Genomic DNA, 23,876 nt, shown 5'->3' with positions numbered 1-23,876 from the left:
CTCGTAAGGCGGACGTGTCGTCCGCCCCGTCTGTCACACCGTGTGCGTGGGTGTGCGGTAGTTGATGCGACGTACGGATCCGGTCTTGGACCGCATCAAAAGTGTTTCGCAGGTCAGCCAACCCGGTTCGCGATGCACGGCTTGCAAAAGCGACCCGTCGGTCACGCCCGTTGCGGCAAAGATCACATCCTGCGTGACCATGTCATCTCGGGTGTAAATCCGGTTCAGATCGGTGATCCCGGCTTTGGCTGCGCGGCCCTTCTCATCGTCATTGCGAAACAGAAGGCGGCCATAGATTTGTCCTCCCATACACTTCAAGGCTGCTGCGGCCAGAACGCCCTCGGGGGCGCCGCCTTCACCCATATACATGTCGATGCCAGTGGTCGCGTCGGCGCAGTGCATCACGCCTGCGACGTCGCCATCTGTTATGAGGCGAATGGAGGCGCCGGTGCCGCGCACGGCTGCAATCACACTCTCGTGGCGAGGACGTTCGAGGATGCAAACGGTGATGTCAGCGGCATCGCAACCCTTGGCTTTGGCCAGTGCCTGCACGCGTTCTGCCGGGTCCATATCAAGTGTCACGATGTCAGGTGCAAAACCCGGACCGATAGCCAGCTTGTCCATGTAAACATCAGGTGCGTGCAGCATGGAGCCGCGTGGCCCCATGGCAATCACGGTCAGCGCGTTTGGCATGTCTTTGGCTGTCAATGTCGTGCCTTCAAGCGGGTCCAGCGCAATGTCCACGCCGGGTCCGTTTCCGGTGCCCACTTCCTCGCCGATATAGAGCATGGGCGCTTCGTCCCGTTCACCTTCACCGATGACCACGACGCCCGCGATGTCCAGCATGTTCAACTGCTCGCGCATCGCGTTGACGGCAGCCTGATCGGCAGCCTTTTCGTCGCCGTGGCCGACCAGCCGCGCAGACGCCAACGCGGCGGCTTCGGAAACGCGGGCAAGGCCCAGCGACAACATGCGGTCCTGAAACAGTGCGGTGGAGGTCATGTTGGAAAGTCCTTTGGGAAGAATGAAAAATCAGATGGCTTCGATGCGGAGAACCACAGGGTCAGAGGCGAGAACGCCGGTGCCCTGCATCGCCTGGATCGCATCGTTGACTGCGCCGCGGGTGCAGGTATGCGTGACGATCAGAACGGGTGCGGTGGTATCTGCATGGCCGTATTGCCGCATCCGGTCAATGCTGACGCCCGCGTCTCCCAGAACCGTGGCGATTTTGGCCAGTGCGCCTGGTTTGTCCACCAGGGCCATGCGCAAATAGTAGGGCGCGGGCAGGACGGATGCCGCGCGGGGCGCGCTGGTCAAGGTATCGGCGGGCTGTCCAAAGACGGGCAGGGTCAGTCCACGCGCGATGTCACAGACGTCGCCCATGACGGCAGAGGCTGTGGGGCCTTCGCCTGCGCCGGGACCGCGTAGAACCACCTGTTCCACGGCGTGCCCTTCGATCGCGACCATGTTCGTGCCGCCCTGCAATTGCCCAAAAGGCGATGTATCGGGGACAAGGCAGGGCATCATGCGTTGCTCCAGCCCGCGTCCTGTTTTCTGCGCCACGCCCAGCAGCTTGATCTTGTAGCCCATGTCGGCGGCATGGCCGATGTCTTCGATGCTGATCCGCTCGATCCCTTCCAACTCGATCCCGTCGAAATCGACGCGCGTGCCAAACGCGATGGAGGACAGGATGGCAAGCTTGTGCGCCGCGTCGATGCCACCCACATCCAGTTGCGGGTCGGCTTCGAGATAGCCAAGCCCATCAGCCTCGGCAAAGACCTCATCGTAGGTCAGGCCTGCGCTTTCCATGCGCGTCAGGATGTAGTTGCATGATCCGTTCATCACACCGACGATGCGGGTGATTTCGTTGCCTGCCAATCCTTCGGTCAGGGCCTTGATCACGGGGATGCCTCCAGCCACAGCCGCTTCATATCGCAGGCTGACGCTATTGGTTTCGGCTGCTTCGGCCAATGCTTGGCCGTGGATCGCCAGCATCGCCTTGTTGGCTGTGACCACGTGTTTGCCAGCCGCAATTGCCGCCTCGACCGACGCCTTGGCCGGGCCATCAGTGCCACCCATCAATTCAACATAAACATCGACATCGTCGCGCGTGGCGAGTGCCACCGGGTCGTCTTCCCAAGCGTAGCTCGTCAGGGGCACACCCCGATCCTTGTCGCGCGACCGGGCGCTGACGGCGCTCACTTCGATCTTGCGGCCTGTGCGGGCCTCAAGCATCGCGGCGTGTTGGCGGATGATCTTGACCACGCCGATGCCGACGGTGCCCAACCCTGCGATGCCAAGCCGAAGCGGTGCGTTCATGTCAGGATCCTTTGAGCGATGGGGCGTCGCGGGCGATGTAGCGGGTTCGGTCGGCGGGTGCAATTGCCGTTGGGCTAGCTGAGCGCCGCTAGCATGCGTGCGCGGGTGGCCGGATCAACGATGCTGCGCCGTTGCAGCGCACGTGCGCGGGCGCGCAGGGCTGACACGCGGGCTTCGAGCGTTTGCGTCGTCTCGACTGGGTCGCTGACCACTGGCGCTGCGCGGGCCATCAGCGGCTCAAGCGGGAGAAGCGCGGGAAAATCGGCCGCTTGGACGGAAGGAGAAACAGTGTCGTCAAGCTCAGGGAACTGCGTGCAGGCAGTCAAAGTCAGGCAAAGCAAGGCGGCAGCGGCGCGCATATGCGGAGGCTCCGGAAAACATGTGTTGCCCTTGTGATGCACCATGGTGTTGGCCCGTGCAAGCGTGGGTTGGTTTTGAACAGGTGTTCAGATAAATTCTGCGCATGGCTCGCAAGACTGGATCTCACGCCGATATCACCGGCCCGCGCGTGCGTGACGCGGCCCTTCGGCTGTTTGCGCGCCACGGCTATGCTGCTGTTTCCATGCGCCGAATCGCGGCTGAGGTGGGGGTGCAGGCGGGGGCCTTGTACAACTACACACCCGACAAGCAGAGCCTGCTGTTTGAGTTGATGCGTGACCACATGGTCGAGTTGCTGAAGGCTGTGCCTGTGGAGGCAGGAGATGCTTCGCTTGCGCAGCTTGAGGCCTTTGTCCGTTTTCACATCGGCTTTCACCATGCCCGCCCCGACGCGGTGTTCATTGCCTATATGGAATTGCGCAATCTGGAACCAGCGAATTTCATTGAAATTGAGGCACTGCGGGGACGCTATGAGGCTGTCCTGGAAGGGATTTTACGCAGCGGTGCCGATACGGGTGTGTTTGATGTTGCGGATGCAAAGATTGCCACTTTGGCTGTGATTGCGATGCTGACCGGGGTGACGACATGGTTCCGTGAAGAGGGGCGGTTGAGCCTGACTGACGTTCAGGATCAGTATTGGAATATGGTGCGCAAAGCTGTTGTTGCGTGACGCCGGGGTGGGACGCTCTTTGGCATTGCCAAAGTCGCCCCACCCACCGTCCCGTCGTACTTGGGATTTTAGTGCGCAGGCTGGATGAAGGTGCCGTTGCGCAGGTCGCGCATGGCCTGCATCAACTCCTCTTGCGTGTTCATCACGATGGGGCCGTGCCAGGCCACAGGTTCGTTGATAGGTGCGCCAGAGACCAGCAGGAAGCGGAGGCCTTCGGGGCCTGCCTGCACCGTGACTTCGTCGCCTGTGCCGAAGCGGATCAGGGTCCGGTCACCGGAGAGGTCGCGGATGTTAACCTCTTGTCCTGAAACCTCTTTTTCCAGAAGCACACCTGAGGGGTCTGACGCATCCGCGAACGCTCCTGCACCTTGGAAGACATAGGCGAAGGCGCGGCGGTAGGTGTCGATCTTTAATGTCTTCTTCACGCCCGCCGGTATGGAGATATCGAGGTATTGCGGGTCTGCGGCGATGCCATCGACGGGACCTGTCTTGCCCCAGAACTCACCTGTGATCACACGGACCTTGGTGCCGTCATCGTCGATGATTTCGGGGATGTCGGACCCTTGGATGTCCTGATACCGCGGCGCCGTCATTTTCTGGTCCGAGGGTAGGTTGCCCCAGAGCTGGAAGCCGTGCATTTGCCCCTTTGCGTTGCCGTGCGGCATTTCCTGGTGGAGGATGCCGGAGCCTGCTGTCATCCATTGGACCGAGCCTGCGCCGAGGGTGCCGGAATTGCCCAAAGAGTCACTGTGTTCCACCGTGCCTTCGAGGACGTAAGTGATTGTTTCTATTCCCCTATGTGGATGCCACGGGAAGCCTTTTTCGAAATGAGCGGGCACGTCATTGCGGAAATCGTCAAAGAGCAGGAACGGGTCCAGTTCGGACGGGTCTTGGAAGCCGAAAGCGCGGTGCAGGTGGACGCCTGCGCCTTCCATAGTGGGTTGCGCCTGGCGGGTCTCAATGGTGGGGCGGAGGGACATGGGGGTCTCCTTTCATCTTTGTGTTGAGGCAAAGATAGGCATTGGCATAGAGCACACAATTGGCAGCTGCGAACCGCATCTGTGCGCATTTGCAAAGCACATGTTGGGGGTGTGCGACGGGACCACCACAACCGTTTGGTTCTCTCATTCCCGAGGACCTGTATATACAGGTGGGCGTCAGGTAACCGGACCAGGGCCCGGACAGAGCCAACTCCCTCGGAATTGCTTAAGGCCACCGGAATGCAACCTGTCACGAGAAGGGCAGAACCCGCCACGCCGCTACATAGGGGCGGGGGCGGGGCGCGACAAGGCTTGTCGGTTCACTTCGGCGTACTGCACAATCCTAGGCTTGGTCCGCGCGTCCGATTTCGGGCACATGGCGGGGTGGCGCGGTACGTTATGCCGCAGGTTGGCTGGTCTCGGGTATGGCCGCCTCACCGTTGAGGTGATTGCGCAGGCTGGTTTCGAAAAAGTGCTGCCACCCGCGCTGGCAAACATCGAAACACGCGATCTGTGGGGTGAGCCCTTTGTGGGTCAAGGTGACTTTGCAGCCGCCCGTAGTTGGTGCGACCCGCCAGATCAGGCTGGTGCCTTTCCATTCTTGCGGCTCGTCCACATCTTCGATGATCATGTGGGCATCGGTGCAGGTCCAACTGAAGTCTGTTGTCGTGTTGCCCGGATCGATGGCGAAGGTAACGTGGCTACGGTTGAAGCGGATGGTGAAGCCAGTTGGGTGACGGTCCACGCGGGTGGACCACCAAAGCTCAAGGTCATCGGTGATCATACGCGCAGCCCGGTCGGGCGACGCGCTTGTTGTGATTGTAGCGGAGTAGTCCATCAGTCGTCCTCGTGAATGTCATTGCGCATGCGCATGAGGTGATCGTCCCAGCCCTTGTCGAGCGCGAGCGTGAGGCCGAAGGCGGCTTCGCCCTGGGGCAGGCCGGTGTGTTCCAGGGCAAGCTGGGTGCCGCCGGGGACATCCGTGAGTGTCCATTTCACGGTGCTGACCGCGTCGCCCATGGGGCCGACGGTGAACGTGTATTCGAGGTGGTTTGGGGCGTCGGCTGTGATCACCTTGCCCCAGATCAAGAGGTCGCCGCTGGTGGTGCCGAACATTTCCAGTGTCTCGCCCTCGGCCAGCGGTGTTTTCGGCGCGTGGAACCATTTGGCGAGGTGTTCGGGTTGCGTGAGGTAGTCCCAGACCAATGACCGGGGCGCTTTGAGGAAGATCGTCTTTTGCAATGTCGTGTCGGTCATTGGATGTCCTTTTCGATGGCGGTTTTGAGGTCTGACAGGCGGTCATCCCAGAAGCGGTCGAAGACTTCGAGCCACGTGAGGATGGGTGCCAGACCGGCGGGGTTGATGCGGTTGATGCGTTCGCGGCCCCGCGCCTCGACCGTGATCAGGCCGCCATCGCTGAGGACGGTGAGGTGCTTTTTCACGGCGGCACGGGTCATGTCGAAGCGGTCGGAGACTTGCGCGATGGTCATGTCCTGTGCGCCCAGCATCGTGAGGATGTCGCGGCGGGTGGGGTCGGCCAGCGCGCGGAAGGCGTTTTGGGTCTGATCGCTCATTGCGTCACCGGCAGGAAGTCGAACGCGCCGTCCTGGTAGAGCATGGTGACGCAAGGAGTGTCGGAGACGCAGGTGGAGATGTGGGGCAGTCCCGCGGGCACCTGGTAGTAGCCGCCGGGGCCCACCGTGGTGGTGGCGTCCGTGCCGAGAGGGGTGTGCGTCATCTGCCCCTCGATCATCACGCCGTGCATGGTGAACGTCTTGGTGTGGGGCGGGCTGGTGGTGCCCGAGGGCAGTTTGACCATAGCGAAGTAGGGTTCCGTCCATCGGTCGCCGGAGAGGGGGGCGAAGGCGACCCCTTCGGGTGTGGTTTCCCAATCCAGCGCGTCGGCTGGAGTGAGGGTGATTGCGGAGTCAGCCAGCGCAGGGGTGGCGGCGAGCAGGAGGAGGACGAGAGGTTTCATGGGGTGTCTCACGATATGATGCCGTTTGGTATCATATTAATGAGATACCTTTTGGTATCATGTCAAGCCGTTTGCGCTTATGGACCGATGGCGCGCGCCAAGTCATTCAGGAGATTGGGTAAATCCGTAAGTTTCCAGCTCTTCCGGGAGCAGGACATAGATCTGATCCGGGGGCGTGGACATGGCGTGTTGCATGACGAGCGTGTCGATTCCCATCTCGTCGAGATAGGTCATCACTTCGGCCTGGCCGCGCTGGATGTCTTCGACGGCGAAGGCGGCGGGGAGGAAGGTGTTTTCGCCGAAATAGTGTTGGTGCACGCCGACGGAGGCTGCGTCGGCAATGGTGCGTTTTGCGCCTGCGGCCAGAAGGTAGGGGCAGGCGGAGTAGCAAAACTCGCCCGACAGCATTTGCGTGGCGATGCCTTCGCTGCGGATGATCCGGCCCAAGGCGAGCGCGTCTGCGACGGAACCGCCGGGGCTTTGCAGGATGAGCGTGTCGGGGCGGGGGTCGGATTGGCGGATAAGGGCGGCGAGGCGGTCGGCGTCGCCGTCGCTGATCCCCCCTTCGAGCCGGTAGATGGTACCGTCGGTTTGCGTCAGCACCAGCCGGTTGGGCAATTCGCCGGGGTCGCGGGCGGGCTGTGTGGTAGGCCGGTCGCGGTCGGGGCGGAAGGTGCGCCGCTGGTCGCCGGGGCGGACGGGTTCGGTGAGCCTTGGGGCGTCGGGGCCGAAGGAGGGCAGGCGGAGGCCTTGCATGTCGCCAAGGATCAGCAAACCGCCGATGCCCAGTTGAAAGATCAGCACGCCCATGAGCGTGCGGGCGATGGGGTTGCGGTGTTTTTGCGCCGTGTCTGTCATTCGGCGACCCGTTTGGGCGGTTCGGGGGCTTCGATCTTGTCGGGGGCGGTCATGGTCGTTTCGACGTCACGCAGGGCGGCCATGGCGGCGCGGAGTTCGGCCAGCGTCAGGGTGTCTTCGATGGCTGCGCCTTCGCGCCCGCCCCGGATCGCGTTCTGGGTGATGGCGAGGATGAAGACCAGTACGGCAGGCAACAGGTCGATCGCGATGGCCCCGGCCCAGGAGGGCACGAAGTTGCGGGCGTAGAGGATGACCGCATCGGCGGAGGAGATGGGTGTGTAGGTGACGTCCGTGGCCTGTTCGAGCGATTGCACGTTCTGGGCGGCGCGTTCGAGGGTGGTGGCGCGCTGGGCGAGCACTTCGAGCACGGAGGTGATGGTGGCGGCCTGATCGGTGCGGCCCTGTTCGGTGTCGCTATCGAGTTCCGGCAGGACGACGGAGGCGGCGAGGTCCTGAGCCGCGCGTTCGACAAGCGGGGCGACGGACAGTTGGCGCATTTGGGTGATGAGGCCGGCGAGGCGAACGGCTTGTTCGGAGAATTCGACGGAGCGCGCCTCGACCGGACCCGGTTCGACGGTGAGGGCGCGCATGCGGGAAAGGATGGCGTTGCCTTCGGTGAAGGCGGACTCAACCAGCGGGGTTTGGGCGCTGATTTGTGCCTCCAGGCCCGAGAGTTCGGCGGCTTTCTGGCGCAGGACGCGGAAGACGGCGCCGCGGCCCGCGAGGCCCGAGAGGGCACCGGCGGCTTCCTGTTCCGACAGGTCCTCGAAGGATTGGCGGACGCGGGCGACATCGCGTTCGAGCGATTGGCCCGTCAGGGCGACCTCGTGGGCGCGTTCAAGGCTGGATTGGTAGTCTTGCACCGTTTTGGCGAGGTGTTGTTCGACGGCCGCGGAGCCTGCAAGGGCGGCGGCGTTGAGCCATGACGACATGGCGACGATGGCGAGCGAGCCCACGCCCATGGCGACCACCAACCCGATGCGCGCGCCTGCGGTGCGGACCGCCGGATAAAGCCGCATCATGTAGGACCAGAAGACGAAGATGCCGACGGACACGGCGACCGAATAGGCGATGGCGGCGAACACCGACATGGCGCCGTTTTCATCGAGCAGGGATGAGACGCCCAAATAGGTGTAGATACCCGAGGCCACGGCCAGCACCCCAAGGGCGGTGCCGGAAAAGGTGTCAAGCCAACCAAGATGTCCCTCAAGCTCGCGCGCATAGCGGACGCCGCGGGCCTGAGCTTGGGTCAGCCGTGTGTCATCACTCATTACTTTTTGTCCCCACTGGTGTGGGTCCAAAGGTAGGGGCGGGGGCCCAGATCGCCAAGGGGGCAGGCCGCGCTTGCGTTTGTTCAGGGTTTGTTCGTATGTTTGTACCCATGCAGATCGCCGCTGATATGACCACGATGATGCCCGGCCAGCTTTTGGCGCGGGGGGTGTCGCGGCATCTGGCGTCGCTGGGTTGGGCTGCGGTTGAAGAACTGGTGCCTGCGCGGGGCTTGCGGGTGGATGTGATGGCGCTGGGGCCCAAGGGCGAAATCTGGGTGGTGGAGTGCAAGTCGAGCCGCGCGGATTTCATGTCGGATCAGAAATGGGAGGGGTATCTGGACTGGTGTGATCGGTTTTTCTGGGCGGTGGACAGTGATTTTCCGGTGGACCTGCTGCCCGAGGGCACGGGGCTGATCATTGCGGACGCCTATGATGCCGAGATCATCCGCATGGCGCCCGAGGACAAGCTGGCCCCAGCGCGGCGCAAGGTGATGGTGCAGAAGTTCGCCACCCATGCGGCGCGGCGGTTGCAGAGCTTGCGGGACCCGGGAGCGGGGTTGGACTGGTAGGACGGCGGAATATCCAGATTGTGCCCGAAGTAACCGATGCTGCAAGTCGCACGAAGGGCAGCTAAGGGAAAAAGTGGTCCTAAGGAGGATACCCGTTCAAGACCATGGTGGTCGCAGATAAGCTGTTTCTAACGGCCAACTCGTTGTCACATGCCGCTGTTGGAGAAAAACAAGCGTTTGATAAATGCGCGGGCATCAGGACTGGCTTGGAGGCCGACAACCGAGAAATGCTTTGCAGATGGAAGCAGTTGTTGGATTTCGTTGATCAATGTTCGACCAATGCGATTCTGGTATTGCGCTGCAGAAATATACATTCCCCAAATATATCCTAATCCGCCGCGCTCGGCTGCTATTGCATTTCCCACAACGCAATCGATTGCGGTACGCTGGCTGTTTCTACCCCGACCAGCTTGGTATACGTTTCTCGCCTGCATCTCGCGAGATGGGTGCGGACACCTTCATGATCGGTGATGGTCAAGTCTCGAACTGTCTGCATACGAATTTTATATCACGCCGCTTGACGTGGCAAACGCTGACTCTTGAGCGAGAAGAACGAGCGACTGCTTTGTCCGGACTGCAGTCATCGAGACGAAACCGGATTTGTTGTGCAAAGCTCGCGCGCCACTCACTGGGGTTGGCCTATCTGGACTACTGGAACAGATCGAGGGTGCGGAGTTTAGCGCTTCATTGCGCCCGCAGCCTTGGCGGCGGCACGGATTTCGTCGGCGATCTCTTCGGCCTCGTCGGGTTCGAAATCCATGGGAATCTCGATGCCTTTTGCCTCGATATAGATGCGCACCATGCCTTTGTCGGTGGGTCCGATTTGGAGGTTGGCTTCGATGTCGCTTTCTTTGTTGATGCTCATTGTGCGGTCCTCCGGATGATTGGCGGCTCTGCTAGCGTGGGGCGGATTGAAACGCAAGCGCGTGGGGGCCATGGTGTGATCCATGTCTGATGTCACCTTGCGCCTGTTCGATCCCGATGACACCGATTGGTTGGTGGACCAGCACGGCCTTCATTATGCCCGCGAAGAAGGGTTCGATGACAGTTTCGGCCCGCTGGTCCGGTCCATTCTCGATGGGTTTGTGGCCGATCATGATCCTGCCTGTGAGAGGGGATGGATTGCCGAAGCCGTAGGGCAGCGGTTGGGGTCGATTTTCTGTGTGCGCCATGATGCGACGACGGCCAAGCTTCGTCTCTTTTTGCTGGTGCCTGAGGCGCGTGGTTTGGGGGTGGGCCGCATGCTGCTCGGTCAGTGCATGGGGTTTGCGCAGGAGGCGGGCTATGGTGGCATGACCCTTTGGACTCATGAAAGCCACCGCGCGGCCTGTGCCCTCTATGCGCGCACCGGTTGGCGCCTTGCGGGGGCGAAACCGGTGCATTCCTTTGGCTGTGATTTGGTGGAGCAGACCTGGATTTATCGGTTTTGACGGTCTTGCAATCGTCGCACGTCATGGGTATTTGATCGCGCAGTGCCGCCGTAGCTCAGTTGGTTAGAGCGCCTGATTGTGGATCAGGAGGTCCCCCGTTCGAGCCGGGGCGGTGGTACCATCCGCGCCAGCCACTTTGTTCTGCGAAGATTTCCAAGACCTGATACGGCTGCGAAACTTAATTCATTGTTTCAATTCTGCAGCGTCTGCACCGCGCCGCCTTGCCACCTGTGCGGCAATTGATTCCCTGCGGGAGGCGAAAACCATCCTCTTAAAAAACCACTCTTTAACCTCTGGGCACGCATTGTCGTTTGCATGGGATATGCAGATGCCAAGTGACATTCGGATATACGTCATCATGATCGCTATTGGCGGGACATTGATCTTTGCCGTATCGTTTGTGCCGCCCCTGACGACCGGGGGGCTCGCTCTCGCTCCGGGCGTCACTCAAGAGGATTTCGACGATGCCGTTGCTCGGGAGTTGAAGCATTGCCAGAGTTTGGACGCAGACCTTGATTGCCAGTGCTATGCCGATGTCTCGGGCTATGTGCTGGCGCAAGAAACCGCGCCGATCCCGTTCACTCGGTCAATGGACCAAACCGAACTCGCAAGACGTCAAGCCGCTCCACGGTGTTAATGGGACCGTGCAAAGGCGTTCAACGGAACGTCTTTGCCCGTCCGGCCCGCTCTCAATCAAGAACGATGGTCTGGCGTATCGTGCCGGTGACCTGATCGAAGATCAGGATTTGATCGTCGGCCGTGACCACCGCGTACCAGTCAGAGCCGACAGTGAAAGCCGTTGCTGTCGTGCCGTCCGGCAGCGTGACCCGGTCGGGCAGGGGCAGCGGTGCCGGGTCTGAGTTCAACCGGATGACAAGCAACGCGACCACCGTTACAACGCCCCCGATCATGATGATCGTCAACGCCGTCACCAGCCGCCGCAGAAAGGCGAGATTGGCGGGAAGCTCCGGGGTGTCCATGTCGTCCACTTGCGTGTCCTTTGTCATTGCGGCCGATCCGCCTGCGCGTCTTGATAAGGCCATCGCGCGGGACGTGCCAGAGGGGGCCGCCTTGTCCCGCACACGGCTCGCGCGCCTGTTGGCGGAGGGCGCGGTGAGCGTGGATGGCGTTGTAGCATCTGATCCCAAGGCAAAGGTGGCTGAGGGGGCCATTGTCGAAGTGACCGTCGAGCGGGCGCAGGACAGCCATATCGGGGCCGAAGACATTCCGCTTGATGTGGTGTTCGAGGATGATGAACTGATTGTCGTCAACAAGCCTGCAGGCATGGTGGTGCATCCGGCACCCGGATCGCCCTCGGGCACGTTGGTCAATGCGTTGATGCACCATTGCGGCGATGACTTGTCCGGTGTGGGCGGCATGAAGCGCCCCGGGATTGTGCACCGGATCGACAAGGACACCAGCGGGCTGTTGGTCGTGGCCAAGTCCGATGCCGCCCATCATGGGCTGGCGGCGCAATTCGCAAAACATACGGTCGAGCGGTATTATCGCGCTCTGGTCTACGGCGTGCCGGATGGCAATGATCCGCGGCTGCGCGGGGTGAAGGGCGCGTCGTTCGAGCCGGGCAATGTGCTGAAGCTGACCACGCAACTGGCCCGTCATAAAACCGACCGGCAGCGTCAGGCCGTTTTGTTTCAAGGCGGACGCCATGCCGTGACCCGTGCGCGGTTGGTCGAACGCTATGGCACGCCGCCGGTGCTGAGCCAGATCGAGTGTTGGCTGGAGACGGGGCGCACCCATCAGATCCGGGTGCATATGGCGCATGCGGGGCACGGCTTGGTCGGTGATCCGACCTATGGCGGTCGGCGCAAATTGCCGCGCGGGGCACTGAGTGAGATGGCGGCAGCGGCCGTCGCGGGCTTTGGCCGGCAGGCGTTGCACGCGGCAGTATTGGGGTTCGAGCATCCGCTGTCCGGCGAAATGTTGCGGTTTGAAGCGCCGATGTCGGCGGATTTCGCCGATTTGATCGCGGTATTATGTAACTAAGCGACCATCGCACGGTCCGTTTACGCATTTTTTACAAAGCGGTGTAACGAACAGCACATGCGCGTGAGAGCACGGGTCTTGGTCTCCACTCCTTCGGATGCGCATGTCATATTCACTTTGCGACGACACCCGTCACTTGAACACGGGCGTTCGCCGTCCCATATGTAATGTTAAGCGCTTAAACATACCAAGGCGCAAAGGAGGGACAACATGGCCAATTACGCAAATCTTCCGGCACCGACGCCCGAAGGCGGTCTGAACCGGTATATGCAGGAAATTCGGAAGTTCCCGCTGTTGGAACCCGAAGAGGAATACATGCTGGCCAAGGCCTGGGTCGAGAAAGAAGACACAGGTGCGGCCCACAAGATGGTGACATCGCACCTACGCCTCGCCGCCAAGATCGCCATGGGCTATCGTGGATACGGCCTGCCGCAGGCCGAAGTGATTTCAGAGGCCAATGTGGGCCTGATGCAGGCGGTCAAACGGTTTGATCCTGAAAAAGGCTTCCGCCTTGCCACCTATGCGATGTGGTGGATTCGTGCGTCGATCCAGGAGTACATCCTGCGGTCATGGAGCCTCGTAAAGCTCGGCACGACATCGGCTCAGAAAAAACTGTTCTTCAATCTGCGCAAAGCGAAGGCAAAGATCGGTGCGCTGGAAGAGGGCGATCTGCGCCCCGAGAACGTCAAGCGGATCGCGACTGATCTGGGCGTGACCGAGGCCGAGGTGATCTCGATGAACCGGCGCATGTCGGGCGGCGACGCGTCGCTGAACGCGACCGTTGGGTCCGAAGGCGAAGGGGCCATGCAATGGCAGGACTGGCTTGAGGACGAAAGCGCCGATCAGGCGGGCGACTATGAGGCGCGCGATGAATTGGAAGTGCGCCGCGAAATGCTGGCCGAGGCACTCGAGGTTCTGAACGAGCGGGAAAAGGATATCTTGACGCAGCGCCGTCTTGCCGATGCGCCTGTCACGCTCGAGGATTTGTCGACCGAGTACGGTGTGAGCCGCGAGCGGATCCGCCAGATCGAGGTGCGCGCCTTTGAAAAGCTGCAGAAGAAAATGCGCGAGATTGCCAAGACCAAGGGGTTGATGACTGCATCCTGACCAGCAACGCGCAGTGTGAGTGAAATGAAAGGGCGTCCCGTTGGGGCGCCTTTTTTTCGTGGGCACAGGACGGGGCGGCGCCGAGTGTCCTCCATCGTGGGCACTGTACGTGGCGCATTGCGTTCTGGACCGCTTGTATCGGTCGGGCTCGTCGATATGGTGCCAGCATAGTCGAGAGCGGAGGGAAGTCATGGTGGAAACTGTCAACTGGGGCATTCTGGGTGCAGGCAAGTTTGCACGACAACAGATGGGCCCTGCCATTCACGCAGCGTCGGGCGCGCGTCTCTCGGCCCTTGCCACGTCAAGCGCCGATAAAGCTGCGCCGTTTCAGGCATTTTGCCCTGATCTGACGTTACATGACAGCTATGACGCACTTCTGGCGGATCCCGGAATCGACGCGGTTTACATCCCGTTGCCCAACCATCTGCACGTTGAATGGTCGCTGAAGGCGCTGCGCGCGGGCAAGCATGTGCTGTGCGAAAAGCCGATGGCGATGGCAGCGGACGCCTATGCGGAGCTGATTGCGGCGAGGGATGCTGGGGGTTGCTTTGCCACAGAGGCGTATATGATCGTGCACCACCCGCAATGGCAGCGCGCCAAGGCGCTGTACGAGCAGGGGGCAATCGGCAAGCTGCTTCACGTCGAAGGGCTGTTTGCCTACAACAACGCCGCCGACCCGGAAAATGTGCGCAACCGCCCCGAAACAGGCGGGGGAGGCATCCCGGACATCGGCGTCTACACCTATGGCGCAACCCGGTGGCTGACGGGTGAGGAGCCGCTGGAGATCACGCATGCCGATGTGGATTTCGAACAGGGTGTCGATGTGGTGGCCCGCGTGTCTGCTCGCTTCCCCGGTTTTTCCGCCCATTGGGTCAATTCGATGCGCATGCACCCCTGTCAGGAGATGACCTTTGTCGGAACGGATGGGGTGATGAAATTGACGGCCCCTTTCAACCCGGGCGTCTTTGCAACGGCACGGTTGGAGTTGCAGCGCAACACGGCGCGTGATGACAGTCCTCCGGCGGTGACGGAGGAACGATTTCCCGGCGCAAACCATTATGTGTTACAGGTTGAGGCATTCTCGCGCCATGTTCAGACCGGCACGCCTTATCCCTGGCATCTTGAGGATGCGCAGGGCACGCAGGCCCTGATTGATGCTGTGTTTGCCAAGGCCAAGGGATAGCGCAGATCGAAAAGGGGTAATGCAATGGCAGGCGGTTGGGCCAAGGACGGGGCGGTGTCGGAACAGATCGAGGCGTCCATTTCGGACGAGTTGGCGCGTATGCAGGCCCGCAAAGCCCCTGTTGGCGAGAGCCTGACCCATTGTGCGGAATGCGAAGAGCCGATCCCCGAAGCACGCCGTAAAGCGTTGCCTGGCGTGAAACTATGCGTGGATTGCGTGGCCGAACGCGATGCAGCCTTCAAAGCGCGGGGCGGGATCAACCGCCGCGGATCCAAGGACAGTCAGTTGAAGTGAGCGCCTCAAATGAGCGGTGCTTGCGTGCCTTAAGGGGCGGTTAACTGCGATGCCGATAAAAAGTGCGCTGTGACGGGAACTATTCGATCACAGCGGCGTTATTGGCTCGAGCCTTGAAAGGTGCACATCATGACAACCGCGGCAGTACGAACAGTCAGCCGGGCCCTCTGTTGGGTCCTGGTCTTGTGTATGTTTGCGCCTGTCGCGCGCGCGCAGACCCACCTGGTGTTTTGTTATGACCCGTACCCGCCCTATACGCTTGGGACGGAAGGTGCGCCCACCGGCGGGCTGAAGGTCGAGTTGCTTGAGGCCTTGGTGGACCGCATGGACGGGATCACGGCAGAAGTGGTTCTGATGCCTTGGGCGCGCTGTCAGGAAGAGGCACGCGTCGGCGATGTCGATGGAATTCTGCCGTTGTTTTACAGCGATGCGCGCGCTGAGTTCCTCGCTTTTTCCGATGCTACTTTCGAACAGACCAGCGCGCTGTGGTACAATAGCGAAACAAGGCCAGACGCTGCGGCGTGGGCGGGCGACTATGCCGACATCGCCGATGCCCGCTTGGGTTTGTTGAACGGTGCCGTGATCGATGCAGAGATGGAGGCCGCATTTGCGCGCAACCAGCCGATCCAGCGGGCCAATTCGATTGCGAGCATGTTCGACATGTTGAAATTTGGCCGCATCCAGTTCGCGGCATTGGATGCCAAGGTGGGCGAACATCACCTGCAAACCGTCGGCCTGTCCGACGTGATCCGTGCCATGCCCGTGACGATCGCGCCGCGCACCGCTCATTTTGGCCTGTCCAAGGCCAGCGGAGCGCATGTGCACCTGGATGCGCTCAATGCTGCGCTGCGCGATTTGCAGACAGATGGGAGCCTGGCCCGGATTTATGCCGGGGGCTGGTAGCTTCTGCTGTGTAGTTGAGCATCAGAACGTTTTGCGGGCCGGCATCTCCGTGTGGCCAGACGTGCCCTGTATCCTGAAATCCTCCAGATCGATAGGCACGATAGGCCGTCGGGTTGGTGAAGTTCACAGTCAGCCAGAGTTTCGACTGGTCCGGGTAGCGCACCCGCAAATAGTCCGGGAGCAGTCTGCAGGACTGCGTGCCGATACCAGTGCCTTGCCGCGCCGCATCAATCATGAACGCTCGAAGGCCCAACCCATGTGGCGCTGCGAAGGGGTAGCGTGTGGCATAGGCTCGGTCGATCTTGAAAAAGCCAACCGCCGTGTCGTTTTCAAAGATCCCGTGGAAATCAACATCCGGTTCTGAGGCTTGGAAGGCCTCTGCCACGGTGCCCGAGAACTTGATCTGGTCGGGATGGACAGTGACATGTCCCACGCGTGTCAGGTCCGATGGTGTCAGTGGCGCGAGAGTGAGCATCTTGGAAAATTGCTCCTATGGGGGATATCTATCCAGACAAAAAGCCCAACATGCTTGCTGGAAGCCATGCTCTCGCCGCGACGTCGGGTGCGGTGGGAGCAGCCCGGTACACGGCCATCCCACCCTTGGTCTCAGTCTTCCATTTCTTCCAACTCGTCGATGAAGCCGGAAATCATGCTGAGTCCTTTGTCCCAGAATTTGGGATCAGAGGCGTCGAGGCCGAACGGGGCCAGCAATTCCTTGTGGTGTTTGGAACCGCCCGCCTTGAGCATGTCGAAATACTTGTCCTCAAACCCTTCCGCGCCATCGGCGTAGACAGAATACAGCGCATTCACGAGCCCGTCGCCAAACGCGTAGGCGTAGACGTAGAAGGGCGAGTGTACGAAGTGGGGGATGTAGGCCCAGAAGGTCTCGTACCCGTCCATGAATTCGAAGGCCGGACCGAGGCTTTCGGCCTGAACCGACATCCAGAGCGCATTGATGTCTTCGGGCGTGAGTTCGCCGCCCCGGCGGGCCTCGTGCAATTTGCATTCAAAGTCATAGAACGCGATCTGGCGCACAACCGTGTTGATCATGTCCTCGACTTTGCCGGCCAGCATCACTTTGCGCTGGGCGTCGTCCTTGGCCCCGTCAAGCATTTTGCGGAACGTGAGCATCTCGCCAAAGACCGAAGCCGTTTCGGCCAGCGTGAGGGGCGTGGAGGACAGCATTTCACCTTGGCCTGCCGCGAGGACCTGATGCACGCCGTGGCCAAGTTCGTGGGCGAGTGTCATCACGTCGCGCGGTTTGCCCAGGTAGTTGAGCATCACGTAGGGATGCACATCCGTGACTGTGGGGTGGGCAAAGGCACCGGGGGCTTTGCCGGGTTTCACGCCTGCGTCGATCCAGCCCTTTTTGAAGAACGGCTGTGCGAGGTCGCCCATCCGCGGATCAAAGGCGTTGTAGGCGTCCATGACCGTCTTTTCGGCCTCGTCCCAATTGACGATGCGGGGGTCCTCCATGGGCAGGGGTGCGTTGCGATCCCAGACCTGCATGGTTTCCAGACCCAGCCATTTGCGCTTCAGTTCGTAGTAGCGGTGGCTGAGTTTGGGGTAGGCATCGACCACCGCGTTGCGCAGCGCTTCGACCACCTCTGGCTCGACCTGGTTGCTGAGGTGCCGGCCCGTCTGCGCCGTGGGCATGCCACGCCAACGGTCCACGATTTCCTTTTCCTTGGCTTGCGTGTTGTGCACACGGGCGAAGGTTTTGATGTTGCCTGAAAAAACCTCGGCCAATTCACGCGCGGCCGTTTCTCGCTTCTTGCGGTCCGGGTCCGTGAGGAAATTCAGCGTGCCTTCGATATTGAGTGCCTCGCCGTCGATGTCGAAGGTGAGACCGGCGATGGTTTCATCAAACAGCCGCTCCCAGGCATCGCCCACCACGCCGAGGTCGTGCAGGAATTTCTCCAACTCGTCGGAAAGCTGGTGCGGCTTCATCGCCCGGATCTTGTCGAAGATTGGTTTGTAGCGAGCGAGGTCGTCATTCTGATCCAGCAGACCCGACAGGTGGTCGTCTTCAAGCCGGTTGAGTTCGAGGGTGAAGAACACAAGCGGCGTCGTGAAGTTGGTGATCTTTTCCTGCACGTCGGACATGAACTTGGCCCGGCCCGCATCCGTCGTCAGTTGGTAATAGCGCAGGCCCGCATAGGACATGATACGCCCGGCGACCTGATTAATCCGTTCCTGGCGCTGGATGCAGTCAAGCAACCCCGTCGCATCCAGTTGGTCGAGCTTGTTTTCGTAATCGGTCGCAAAGCTCTTGCATGCCTCTTCGAGCCAATCGAGGTCGCGTTTGAGTTCAGGGGCATCTTCACCCGCATAGAGGTCATCGAGGTTCCATTCGGGCAGATTGCCCAAGGGTTGATCCCCGGCTGTGGCGTTGGCGTCGCGGACGGGGAAGGGGAGTTGGAACATACGGGCACCTTTGGTTTTTCGTGTTGCGCAATAGGTATGGGGCGGCGTGCGTGGGGGCAAGGGTTTCGCCGCATGTGTTTGCGGCGACCGGCTGGGGCGCTGCCCCAGACCCCGTGGTATTTTCAGTCAGAAGAAGATCAGGGCGTGAAAAGACGGGTCGGTGTGTCCACAAAGATCTTTTGCTGTTCTTCTTTAGTGGTGATCACTGTGAGTTCATCAGCCAGTGTGGCCGCCTGCGGCATCTGTGCTCCGTTCAGCATGATGTGGGGCCAGTCGGACCCCCACAGGCAGGCGTCCGGGTTGGCGTCGATCAGGCGGCGCACAAGCGTGTTCGTTTGTTCGGCGTCGTCCGTGAGCCGGTAAGGGGCAGAGAGTTTGATATGCACGTGCCCCTCGGCCAGCAGGGCGCAGAGTGCGTCGATGGCGGGCGTGTGCGCATCAAAGTTCGTGGGCCAGCCGCAATGGTCGATGACCAGAGGAACGGGCAGGGCGCGGATGTCGTCGGCCAGTTCCTCGATATGCTGGTCGGCGTGCAGCAGCATCTGGATATGCATTCCGTGGTCTGCGAGGGCGGGGGCCATCGCCTTGGCCCCGTCCCAAGTGAGCACGCCGCCGTGGACGTAATTGAGCCGGACGGCCACCAAGTTGTTGTCCGCGAAGTGTTTGATGTCGCGGGTTGCCGCGCCGTCGGGCAGCAGGCCAACCCCTTTGAACCCTTTGCCCATCGCGCGGACCGCTTCCAGCGTGACCGTGTTGTCGGTGCCATACAGGATCGAGTGCACGATCAGACTGTGGGTGCATCCCAAGGCGTCAAGATGGGCGCGGAAACGTGTAAGCCAGCCGTCAAAGTCGATCCCTTTAGGAGGGTTCTGCGCGCGGGTGGGTGACAGGTCGTGTTCCGGCCCGCCGAGAAGGTGGACGTGGGTGTCCCATGCGCCCACGGGCAGTTTCGTTGTCGGTGAGGTCGGTGCTGGGGGCGGCGGTGCGCTATCCATAAATCTCAAGCATCTCGTTCAGGTCATCGAGGCTGTTGGCCTCTTGCACGGGTTTGTCGTGCCGCCACCGTGACATGCGCGGAAAGCGCAGCGCCACCCCTGATTTATGGCGGGTGGAGGCCTGGATGCCTTCGAACGCAATTTCGAACACGTGGTGCGGGGTGACTTGTCGGACGGGGCCAAAGCGTTGCTGGGTGTTCTTTTTTACCCACGCGGTGATCTTGCGGAACTCTTCGTCCGTGAGGCCGGAATAGGCTTTGGTGAAGGGCACCAGATCGTTGCCTTTCCAGACGGCAAAGGTGAAATCGGTGAACAGGTTGGCGCGCCGCCCGTGGCCAGATTGGGCATAGATCATCACCGCGTCGATGGTCAGCGGGTCCAGCTTCCACTTCCACCAATCGCCCTTCTTGCGTCCCGTCAGGTAAGGGCTGTCCTTGCGCTTCAGCATCAGCCCCTCGGCTTGAGCGTCGCGGGCGGCGGCGCGGGTGTCTGCGAGGGATTGCCAGTTGTTGAAGGGGACCGTCGGCGAGAGCTTCACCGGGGCGTCCGTCGGCAGAGTTTTGCAGAGGTTTTTAAGAGTTGCCCGGCGTTCTGAAAGTGGTGTTTGACGCATGTCCTCGCCCTTCCACTCCAGCAGATCGTATGCGTAGAGGATCACCGGGGCTTCAGTGAGTAGTTTTTTCGGCACTGTCTTGCGCCCGATGCGCTTTTGCAGGGCATTGAAGTTTTGCGGGGCGTCGTCGCCCCACGCCAGCAATTCACCGTCCAGAACCGTTCCGTCGGGGATGAAATCGCGGGCGCGGGCCAGTTCGGGGAAGCGGTCGGTCATTAACTCTTCGCCGCGGGACCAAACGTAGTGCGCGCCGTCCCGCAATATAAGCTGTCCACGGATCCCGTCCCACTTCCACTCTGCCTGCCAATCCTCTGGATTTCCAAGGCTTTCCGGCTCTCCCTCAACGGCGTAGGCAAGGTAGAACGGGTAGGGCCGCGAGGCGTTGGCGGCGGGATCGTCTTCTTCAATCAGTTGTGCCCATGTGGTGGTGGCCGGGTCCCAGTCGCCCATCAGGCGGTGGGCCATTTCCGGTTCGTCCTTGCCTGTGGCGCGGGCCAGCGCACGGGTCATCAGTTTCTGACTGACGCCGATGCGGAAACCGCCGGTGAGCAGCTTGTTGAACAGAAAGCGCTGCGTGGGATCAAGGGAGGCCCATGCCTCGAGAACGAAAGCCTTGCGCTCGGGTTCTTCCACCTGAGCCAAGTCGCGCAACGCGTTGATCCAATACGTTAAACCATGGTCACTATCCGTCTTGGGCGGCGGTAGGACAAGCGCGATGGTTTCGGCCAGATCGCCCACAATGGGATAGGCTTCTTCAAACAGCCACAGCGGAATGCCCGCCACCTCTGCCCCCCATTCACGCAGGCGTGTTGTGTTCACGGCCCGCTTGGGGCGACGGCCCGAGAATATCGCGATGGTCCAGATGCGGTCCTCTTCCGGAGCCTCCTCGAAATAGGCGGCCAACGCTGCGACCTTCACCGTGGTCTTTGTTGATTGGTCGATGGCATTGAACAGCGCGGCAAAGCGTTTCATGCCGCCTCATCCTCGGCATCTTCTCCACCGAACTCGGTTTGCAGAACCTGAGCGTTCCACCCCTGATCATTCAAATATCGCGTGAAGATATCCGTGTAACCATGAGTGACATATATGTTTTCCGCTTCGGTATCTTTGATGGCACAGAGTAATCCCGACCAATCCGCGTGATCCGAGATGACAAAGCCACGGTCGCCAGCGCGCCGTCGACGGATACCGCGCACAGCCATCCATCCGGACGCAAACGCCGTCTCTTGCGCCCCGAACTTGCGCGCCCAAGCCGAGCCAAGCGCCGACGGCGGCGCAAGCACAAGTGCCCCGGGATGATCCTTGTGCACGAGGTCCGCCCCGGCCTGCACGGTGTCAACCAAGGCAATGCCCTGCGTGCGCATCACCGCATTGGTGTTCTCGATGGCCGTGTGCGTCAGGATCGGACCGATGTCGGGGTTCAGCATCGACATCAAGCGCTGTGCCTTGCCTAAAGCGTAGCAACCCAGAAAGGCCGTCTTGCCTGCCGCCGCACAGCCTGCCCACCAATCGTTGATCTGGGCGGCGATTACATCCTGTGCCTGCCAGCGGAACACCGGCAGTCCAAAGGTGCTTTCGGTGATGAAATGGTGGCATTTGACGGGCTCGAACGGCGTGGACAATCCGTCATCCACCACCTTGTAGTCGCCAGACGCAACCCAGACCTCGCCTTCGACTTCCACCCGGATTTGGGCGGAGCCGGGCACGTGGCCTGCGGGATGGAAGGATACTTTGGCCCCGCCGATTGTGAGTGTTTCGCCGTAGGCCACGGTGTCGATGGACACGTCGCCCAGCCGGTGCCTCATTACGGGGGCTGCCGTATCCGTCGCCAGATACGATCCCATCCCCCATCGCGCGTGATCCGCGTGGCCATGCGTTATCAGGGCCCGGTCCACAGGTTTCCATGGGTCGATGTAGAAGTCGCCCGCCGGGCAATAGATGCCTGCGGGGGTAAAGGTCAGTGCGCTGCTCATACGCGCAAACCTAGCATGAAGAAGGCGTCGGGCCAGTGTCAGGCCGCGTCGGCGAACCGGGCTGTCATAGTGTCGAAGATGTTGTCCCGGGTGCGGGCGTCATCCATGAGCACTTCGTGTTCGCCGTGCTGCACCATGTGCAGATGGCCGTCTTCCCAGCTGTCCATGCGCGCATGGATGCGACCCACATGAACGATCCGTTCATTTGTGCCTAGGAACGTGTCGCAGGGCAGATTGGGGGCGGGCATGCGGGACAATTCCAGTGTTTCGTCCAGCGCCTCGCGCAGCCAGATAAAGCTGGGACCGCCAAGGGCGAGGTCCGGATGTGCGGTCAACTGATCACGCATCATGTCGTACATTTCGACATCGGTGGTCAGTAGGTTGTCTTCAAACGGGGCCGTCAGCACATAGCTGTCGATGATTGTGCCTGGTGGCAGACGGTGCCCTTGTCCGATGGCCGGCATCATGCGGCCCAGAGCCCATGCCACGGGGCGCAGATGGGGCGAGATGCGAATGCCCCACATCGGGCCGGTAAAGGCGGCGGCGGCGACAGGCAACCCATTGTAGAGAGAGCGCAGCCCGATGCAGCCGCCCATGGAATGGCCCAGCAGGAAGTACGGCTGCGGCAACCCAAGTTCGCGCGCGGCTTCGACCGCTGCGGTTACATCAAGCTGGTAATCGGCAAAGGTGGTCACATGACCCATGCGCGGGTCGTCCAGCAGACGGTCCGCCAGCCCCTGACCGCGCCAGTCAACGGCCAATGTTGCCAAACCGCGCGTCGCAAATTCACCCGCCGCAGGGGCGTATTTTTCGAGGTATTCGGTGCGCCCGGGAAACAGCAAGACCGTCCCCTTGGCGCTGTCCGGCTGCCAAACACCCAATCGGATGCGCACGCCGTCAGACGTCGTCGCCCAATAAGCGGCTCCGTCCAGCGGTGCAGGGTTCACATCTGTGAAAAGCGGGGCAGCCGAGAGGGTCATCAGGCTAGCACGGACGCCAATTTCATCGCCATGCCCATGTCGCCATCGACCTTGAGCTTGCCTGTCATGAAGGCGGCAGTGGGGTTCGTGTCACCATCAAGGATGGAGCGGAACGTATCGGCATCAGCGGACAGCGTCACATCGGCGGCTTCATCCGCGGCACGTGCGCCGTTGCCATCCATCATGATGGCGCCTTCGCCTTCGATGTCGAATTTCGCTGTGCCGTCAAAACCTGCGTCGCCCAGCTTTTGGTTCAGCACGGCCACGGCTTCGGTCACTGTGTCACTCATCTTTGATGCCCTTTTTGTTGGCTGGCCCGGTGCGGTGTCTAGAATTCGCGGCCTGGCCTGTTACATTCACTGTTATGGGCACTCACACGCGTAAACTCTACCCTGTCGTCACGGCACTTTTACTGACAGTAGGGAATTCCTTACCTGCCTTCGCGCAATCAACGGTTGACGGCATGTTGCAGGCACTTCGAGACGCCGAACCGGCGGAAGCCACGCGGCTGACGCGCGAGATTGAGCGGGAATGGTCGCAGTCCGGCTCCACCTCGCTCGATATGCTGTTGCGCCGGGGCCGTGAGGCGCTGGAAGAAGAACAGCCCGATGTCGCGATTGAGCATTTCACTGCGCTGATTGACCATGCGCCCGATTTTGCCGAAGGCTGGCATGCCCGCGCCACTGCGTTCTACATGAAGGACCTGTATGGTCCCGCCATCAGCGATCTGGAAAAGGCGCTGACCCTGAACCCCGACAACTACAACGCGATGTTCGGACTGGGTATCATGTTTCAGGAATTTGGCGACACGGTCCGGGCCGAGCAGGCCTTTCGACAGGTTCTCGACTTGCATCCCAACCATGAAAACGCCACCAAGGCGCTTGAGCAGCTGAAAGCCCAAGGCATCGGCCGCGAGCTTTAAGCAGGTGTGTGAGCTAGGGGGG

30 protein-coding genes and 1 tRNA gene are annotated in these 23,876 nt (G+C 61.0%); 11 read left to right on the top strand and 20 right to left on the bottom strand.

What is annotated here, in order from left to right; translation table 11 throughout:
- Positions 1-33: 33 nt before the first annotated feature.
- The 3 genes from glpX to Q1A32_RS14340 all read right to left on the bottom strand — a co-directional run bounded on the left by glpX (position 34) and on the right by Q1A32_RS14340 (position 2,678).
- Positions 34-1,002, bottom strand: a complete 969-nt coding sequence (glpX, locus tag Q1A32_RS14350; protein ID WP_299654450.1) for a class II fructose-bisphosphatase — start codon at positions 1,000-1,002, stop codon at positions 34-36.
- A gap of 30 nt (positions 1,003-1,032) precedes the next feature.
- On the bottom strand, positions 1,033-2,319 hold the full coding sequence (locus Q1A32_RS14345) for a homoserine dehydrogenase (RefSeq protein ID WP_299654447.1): 1,287 nt from the start codon (positions 2,317-2,319) through the stop codon (positions 1,033-1,035).
- A gap of 74 nt (positions 2,320-2,393) precedes the next feature.
- Complete coding sequence (locus Q1A32_RS14340; protein WP_299654444.1) at positions 2,394-2,678, bottom strand: hypothetical protein; 285 nt, start codon at positions 2,676-2,678, stop codon at positions 2,394-2,396.
- A 104-nt stretch (positions 2,679-2,782) separates the two neighbouring features.
- On the opposite strand from Q1A32_RS14340, the gene Q1A32_RS14335 reads away from it, so the two are divergent.
- The gene (locus Q1A32_RS14335; protein WP_299654442.1) at positions 2,783-3,367 is read left to right on the top strand and encodes a TetR/AcrR family transcriptional regulator; all 585 of its coding nucleotides are present in this window, start codon (positions 2,783-2,785) and stop codon (positions 3,365-3,367) included.
- Between the two features lie 68 nt (positions 3,368-3,435).
- Here the strand turns inward: Q1A32_RS14335 and Q1A32_RS14330 are convergent, their stop codons facing one another.
- The 7 genes from Q1A32_RS14330 to Q1A32_RS14300 all read right to left on the bottom strand — a co-directional run bounded on the left by Q1A32_RS14330 (position 3,436) and on the right by Q1A32_RS14300 (position 8,454).
- Positions 3,436-4,347: a pirin family protein gene (locus Q1A32_RS14330; RefSeq protein ID WP_299654439.1), complete on the bottom strand. Its 912-nt coding sequence runs from the start codon at positions 4,345-4,347 to the stop codon at positions 3,436-3,438.
- Positions 4,348-4,744: 397 nt separating this feature from the next.
- Complete coding sequence (locus Q1A32_RS14325) at positions 4,745-5,185, bottom strand: hypothetical protein (RefSeq protein WP_299654436.1); 441 nt, start codon at positions 5,183-5,185, stop codon at positions 4,745-4,747.
- The gene (locus Q1A32_RS14320; RefSeq protein ID WP_299654433.1) at positions 5,185-5,604 is read right to left on the bottom strand and encodes an SRPBCC domain-containing protein; all 420 of its coding nucleotides are present in this window, start codon (positions 5,602-5,604) and stop codon (positions 5,185-5,187) included. Before Q1A32_RS14320 ends, Q1A32_RS14325 begins: the two co-directional genes overlap by 1 nt.
- On the bottom strand, positions 5,601-5,921 hold the full coding sequence (locus tag Q1A32_RS14315) for a helix-turn-helix transcriptional regulator (protein ID WP_299654430.1): 321 nt from the start codon (positions 5,919-5,921) through the stop codon (positions 5,601-5,603). The genes Q1A32_RS14320 and Q1A32_RS14315 overlap by 4 nt, the downstream gene beginning before the upstream one ends.
- Entirely contained in the window at positions 5,918-6,325 is a 408-nt protein-coding gene (locus tag Q1A32_RS14310; RefSeq protein WP_299654427.1) for a cupin domain-containing protein, read from the bottom strand. The genes Q1A32_RS14315 and Q1A32_RS14310 overlap by 4 nt, the downstream gene beginning before the upstream one ends.
- 102 nt (positions 6,326-6,427) lie before the next feature.
- Positions 6,428-7,183, bottom strand: a complete 756-nt coding sequence (locus Q1A32_RS14305) for a hypothetical protein (RefSeq protein ID WP_299654424.1) — start codon at positions 7,181-7,183, stop codon at positions 6,428-6,430.
- Positions 7,180-8,454: a hypothetical protein gene (locus Q1A32_RS14300; RefSeq protein WP_299611843.1), complete on the bottom strand. Its 1,275-nt coding sequence runs from the start codon at positions 8,452-8,454 to the stop codon at positions 7,180-7,182. The genes Q1A32_RS14305 and Q1A32_RS14300 overlap by 4 nt, the downstream gene beginning before the upstream one ends.
- Positions 8,455-8,552: 98 nt before the next feature.
- Between Q1A32_RS14300 and Q1A32_RS14295 the strand changes: the two genes are divergently transcribed.
- Positions 8,553-9,023, top strand: coding sequence for an MmcB family DNA repair protein (locus Q1A32_RS14295; RefSeq protein WP_299654421.1), 471 nt, complete (start codon positions 8,553-8,555; stop codon positions 9,021-9,023).
- A gap of 146 nt (positions 9,024-9,169) precedes the next feature.
- Here the strand turns inward: Q1A32_RS14295 and Q1A32_RS14290 are convergent, their stop codons facing one another.
- Together Q1A32_RS14290 and Q1A32_RS14285 are read right to left on the bottom strand one after the other, a co-directional pair.
- Complete coding sequence (locus Q1A32_RS14290) at positions 9,170-9,337, bottom strand: hypothetical protein (protein ID WP_299654418.1); 168 nt, start codon at positions 9,335-9,337, stop codon at positions 9,170-9,172.
- Between the two features lie 362 nt (positions 9,338-9,699).
- Positions 9,700-9,888: a DUF6324 family protein gene (locus Q1A32_RS14285; protein WP_299611848.1), complete on the bottom strand. Its 189-nt coding sequence runs from the start codon at positions 9,886-9,888 to the stop codon at positions 9,700-9,702.
- Between the two features lie 82 nt (positions 9,889-9,970).
- On the opposite strand from Q1A32_RS14285, the gene Q1A32_RS14280 reads away from it, so the two are divergent.
- The 3 genes from Q1A32_RS14280 (at position 9,971) to Q1A32_RS14270 (ending at position 11,090) form a co-directional block, all read left to right on the top strand.
- Entirely contained in the window at positions 9,971-10,453 is a 483-nt protein-coding gene (locus Q1A32_RS14280) for a GNAT family N-acetyltransferase (RefSeq protein ID WP_299654416.1), read from the top strand.
- Positions 10,454-10,497: 44 nt separating this feature from the next.
- Positions 10,498-10,574, top strand: a tRNA-His gene (locus tag Q1A32_RS14275).
- A gap of 207 nt (positions 10,575-10,781) precedes the next feature.
- Positions 10,782-11,090: a hypothetical protein gene (locus Q1A32_RS14270; protein ID WP_299654413.1), complete on the top strand. Its 309-nt coding sequence runs from the start codon at positions 10,782-10,784 to the stop codon at positions 11,088-11,090.
- A gap of 52 nt (positions 11,091-11,142) precedes the next feature.
- Here the strand turns inward: Q1A32_RS14270 and Q1A32_RS14265 are convergent, their stop codons facing one another.
- Positions 11,143-11,433: a DUF6476 family protein gene (locus tag Q1A32_RS14265; protein WP_299655596.1), complete on the bottom strand. Its 291-nt coding sequence runs from the start codon at positions 11,431-11,433 to the stop codon at positions 11,143-11,145.
- Here Q1A32_RS14265 and Q1A32_RS14260 point away from each other — a divergent pair.
- The 5 genes from Q1A32_RS14260 (at position 11,432) to Q1A32_RS14240 (ending at position 15,944) form a co-directional block, all read left to right on the top strand.
- Positions 11,432-12,457: an RluA family pseudouridine synthase gene (locus Q1A32_RS14260; protein WP_299654410.1), complete on the top strand. Its 1,026-nt coding sequence runs from the start codon at positions 11,432-11,434 to the stop codon at positions 12,455-12,457. The genes Q1A32_RS14265 and Q1A32_RS14260 overlap by 2 nt on opposite strands.
- Before the next feature lie 210 nt (positions 12,458-12,667).
- Complete coding sequence (gene rpoH, locus Q1A32_RS14255; RefSeq protein ID WP_299611856.1) at positions 12,668-13,564, top strand: RNA polymerase sigma factor RpoH; 897 nt, start codon at positions 12,668-12,670, stop codon at positions 13,562-13,564.
- Positions 13,565-13,754: 190 nt separating this feature from the next.
- Positions 13,755-14,747, top strand: coding sequence for a Gfo/Idh/MocA family protein (locus tag Q1A32_RS14250; protein ID WP_299654406.1), 993 nt, complete (start codon positions 13,755-13,757; stop codon positions 14,745-14,747).
- A 24-nt stretch (positions 14,748-14,771) separates the two neighbouring features.
- On the top strand, positions 14,772-15,041 hold the full coding sequence (locus tag Q1A32_RS14245) for a DksA/TraR family C4-type zinc finger protein (RefSeq protein ID WP_299611859.1): 270 nt from the start codon (positions 14,772-14,774) through the stop codon (positions 15,039-15,041).
- Positions 15,042-15,230: 189 nt separating this feature from the next.
- Complete coding sequence (locus Q1A32_RS14240; RefSeq protein WP_299654403.1) at positions 15,231-15,944, top strand: ABC transporter substrate-binding protein; 714 nt, start codon at positions 15,231-15,233, stop codon at positions 15,942-15,944.
- Here Q1A32_RS14240 and Q1A32_RS14235 read toward each other — a convergent pair.
- The 7 genes from Q1A32_RS14235 to Q1A32_RS14205 form a co-directional block, all read right to left on the bottom strand.
- On the bottom strand, positions 15,877-16,419 hold the full coding sequence (locus Q1A32_RS14235) for a GNAT family N-acetyltransferase (protein ID WP_299654400.1): 543 nt from the start codon (positions 16,417-16,419) through the stop codon (positions 15,877-15,879). The two genes, Q1A32_RS14240 and Q1A32_RS14235, sit on opposite strands and share 68 nt — an antisense overlap.
- A gap of 131 nt (positions 16,420-16,550) precedes the next feature.
- Complete coding sequence (locus tag Q1A32_RS14230) at positions 16,551-18,371, bottom strand: M3 family oligoendopeptidase (protein WP_299654397.1); 1,821 nt, start codon at positions 18,369-18,371, stop codon at positions 16,551-16,553.
- 137 nt (positions 18,372-18,508) lie between these two features.
- The gene (locus Q1A32_RS14225) at positions 18,509-19,366 is read right to left on the bottom strand and encodes an amidohydrolase (RefSeq protein ID WP_299654394.1); all 858 of its coding nucleotides are present in this window, start codon (positions 19,364-19,366) and stop codon (positions 18,509-18,511) included.
- Positions 19,359-20,951 (bottom strand): ATP-dependent DNA ligase, encoded by a 1,593-nt coding sequence (locus Q1A32_RS14220; protein WP_299654391.1) that lies wholly within the window; start codon positions 20,949-20,951, stop codon positions 19,359-19,361. The genes Q1A32_RS14225 and Q1A32_RS14220 overlap by 8 nt, the downstream gene beginning before the upstream one ends.
- Positions 20,948-21,952, bottom strand: a complete 1,005-nt coding sequence (locus Q1A32_RS14215) for a ligase-associated DNA damage response exonuclease (protein ID WP_299654388.1) — start codon at positions 21,950-21,952, stop codon at positions 20,948-20,950. Before Q1A32_RS14215 ends, Q1A32_RS14220 begins: the two co-directional genes overlap by 4 nt.
- Before the next feature lie 38 nt (positions 21,953-21,990).
- On the bottom strand, positions 21,991-22,932 hold the full coding sequence (locus tag Q1A32_RS14210) for an alpha/beta fold hydrolase (protein ID WP_299654385.1): 942 nt from the start codon (positions 22,930-22,932) through the stop codon (positions 21,991-21,993).
- Entirely contained in the window at positions 22,932-23,222 is a 291-nt protein-coding gene (locus Q1A32_RS14205) for an SCP2 sterol-binding domain-containing protein (protein ID WP_299611872.1), read from the bottom strand. Before Q1A32_RS14205 ends, Q1A32_RS14210 begins: the two co-directional genes overlap by 1 nt.
- A 173-nt stretch (positions 23,223-23,395) precedes the next feature.
- On the opposite strand from Q1A32_RS14205, the gene Q1A32_RS14200 reads away from it, so the two are divergent.
- On the top strand, positions 23,396-23,854 hold the full coding sequence (locus Q1A32_RS14200; protein WP_299654382.1) for a tetratricopeptide repeat protein: 459 nt from the start codon (positions 23,396-23,398) through the stop codon (positions 23,852-23,854).
- The last annotated feature ends 22 nt before the right edge of the window (positions 23,855-23,876 follow it).

The organism is uncultured Tateyamaria sp., assembly GCF_947503415.1.
Lineage (GTDB): Bacteria > Pseudomonadota > Alphaproteobacteria > Rhodobacterales > Rhodobacteraceae > Tateyamaria.
The sequence above is the reverse complement of the archived record's forward strand: the minus strand, read 5'-3'. Positions and strand labels throughout refer to the sequence as shown.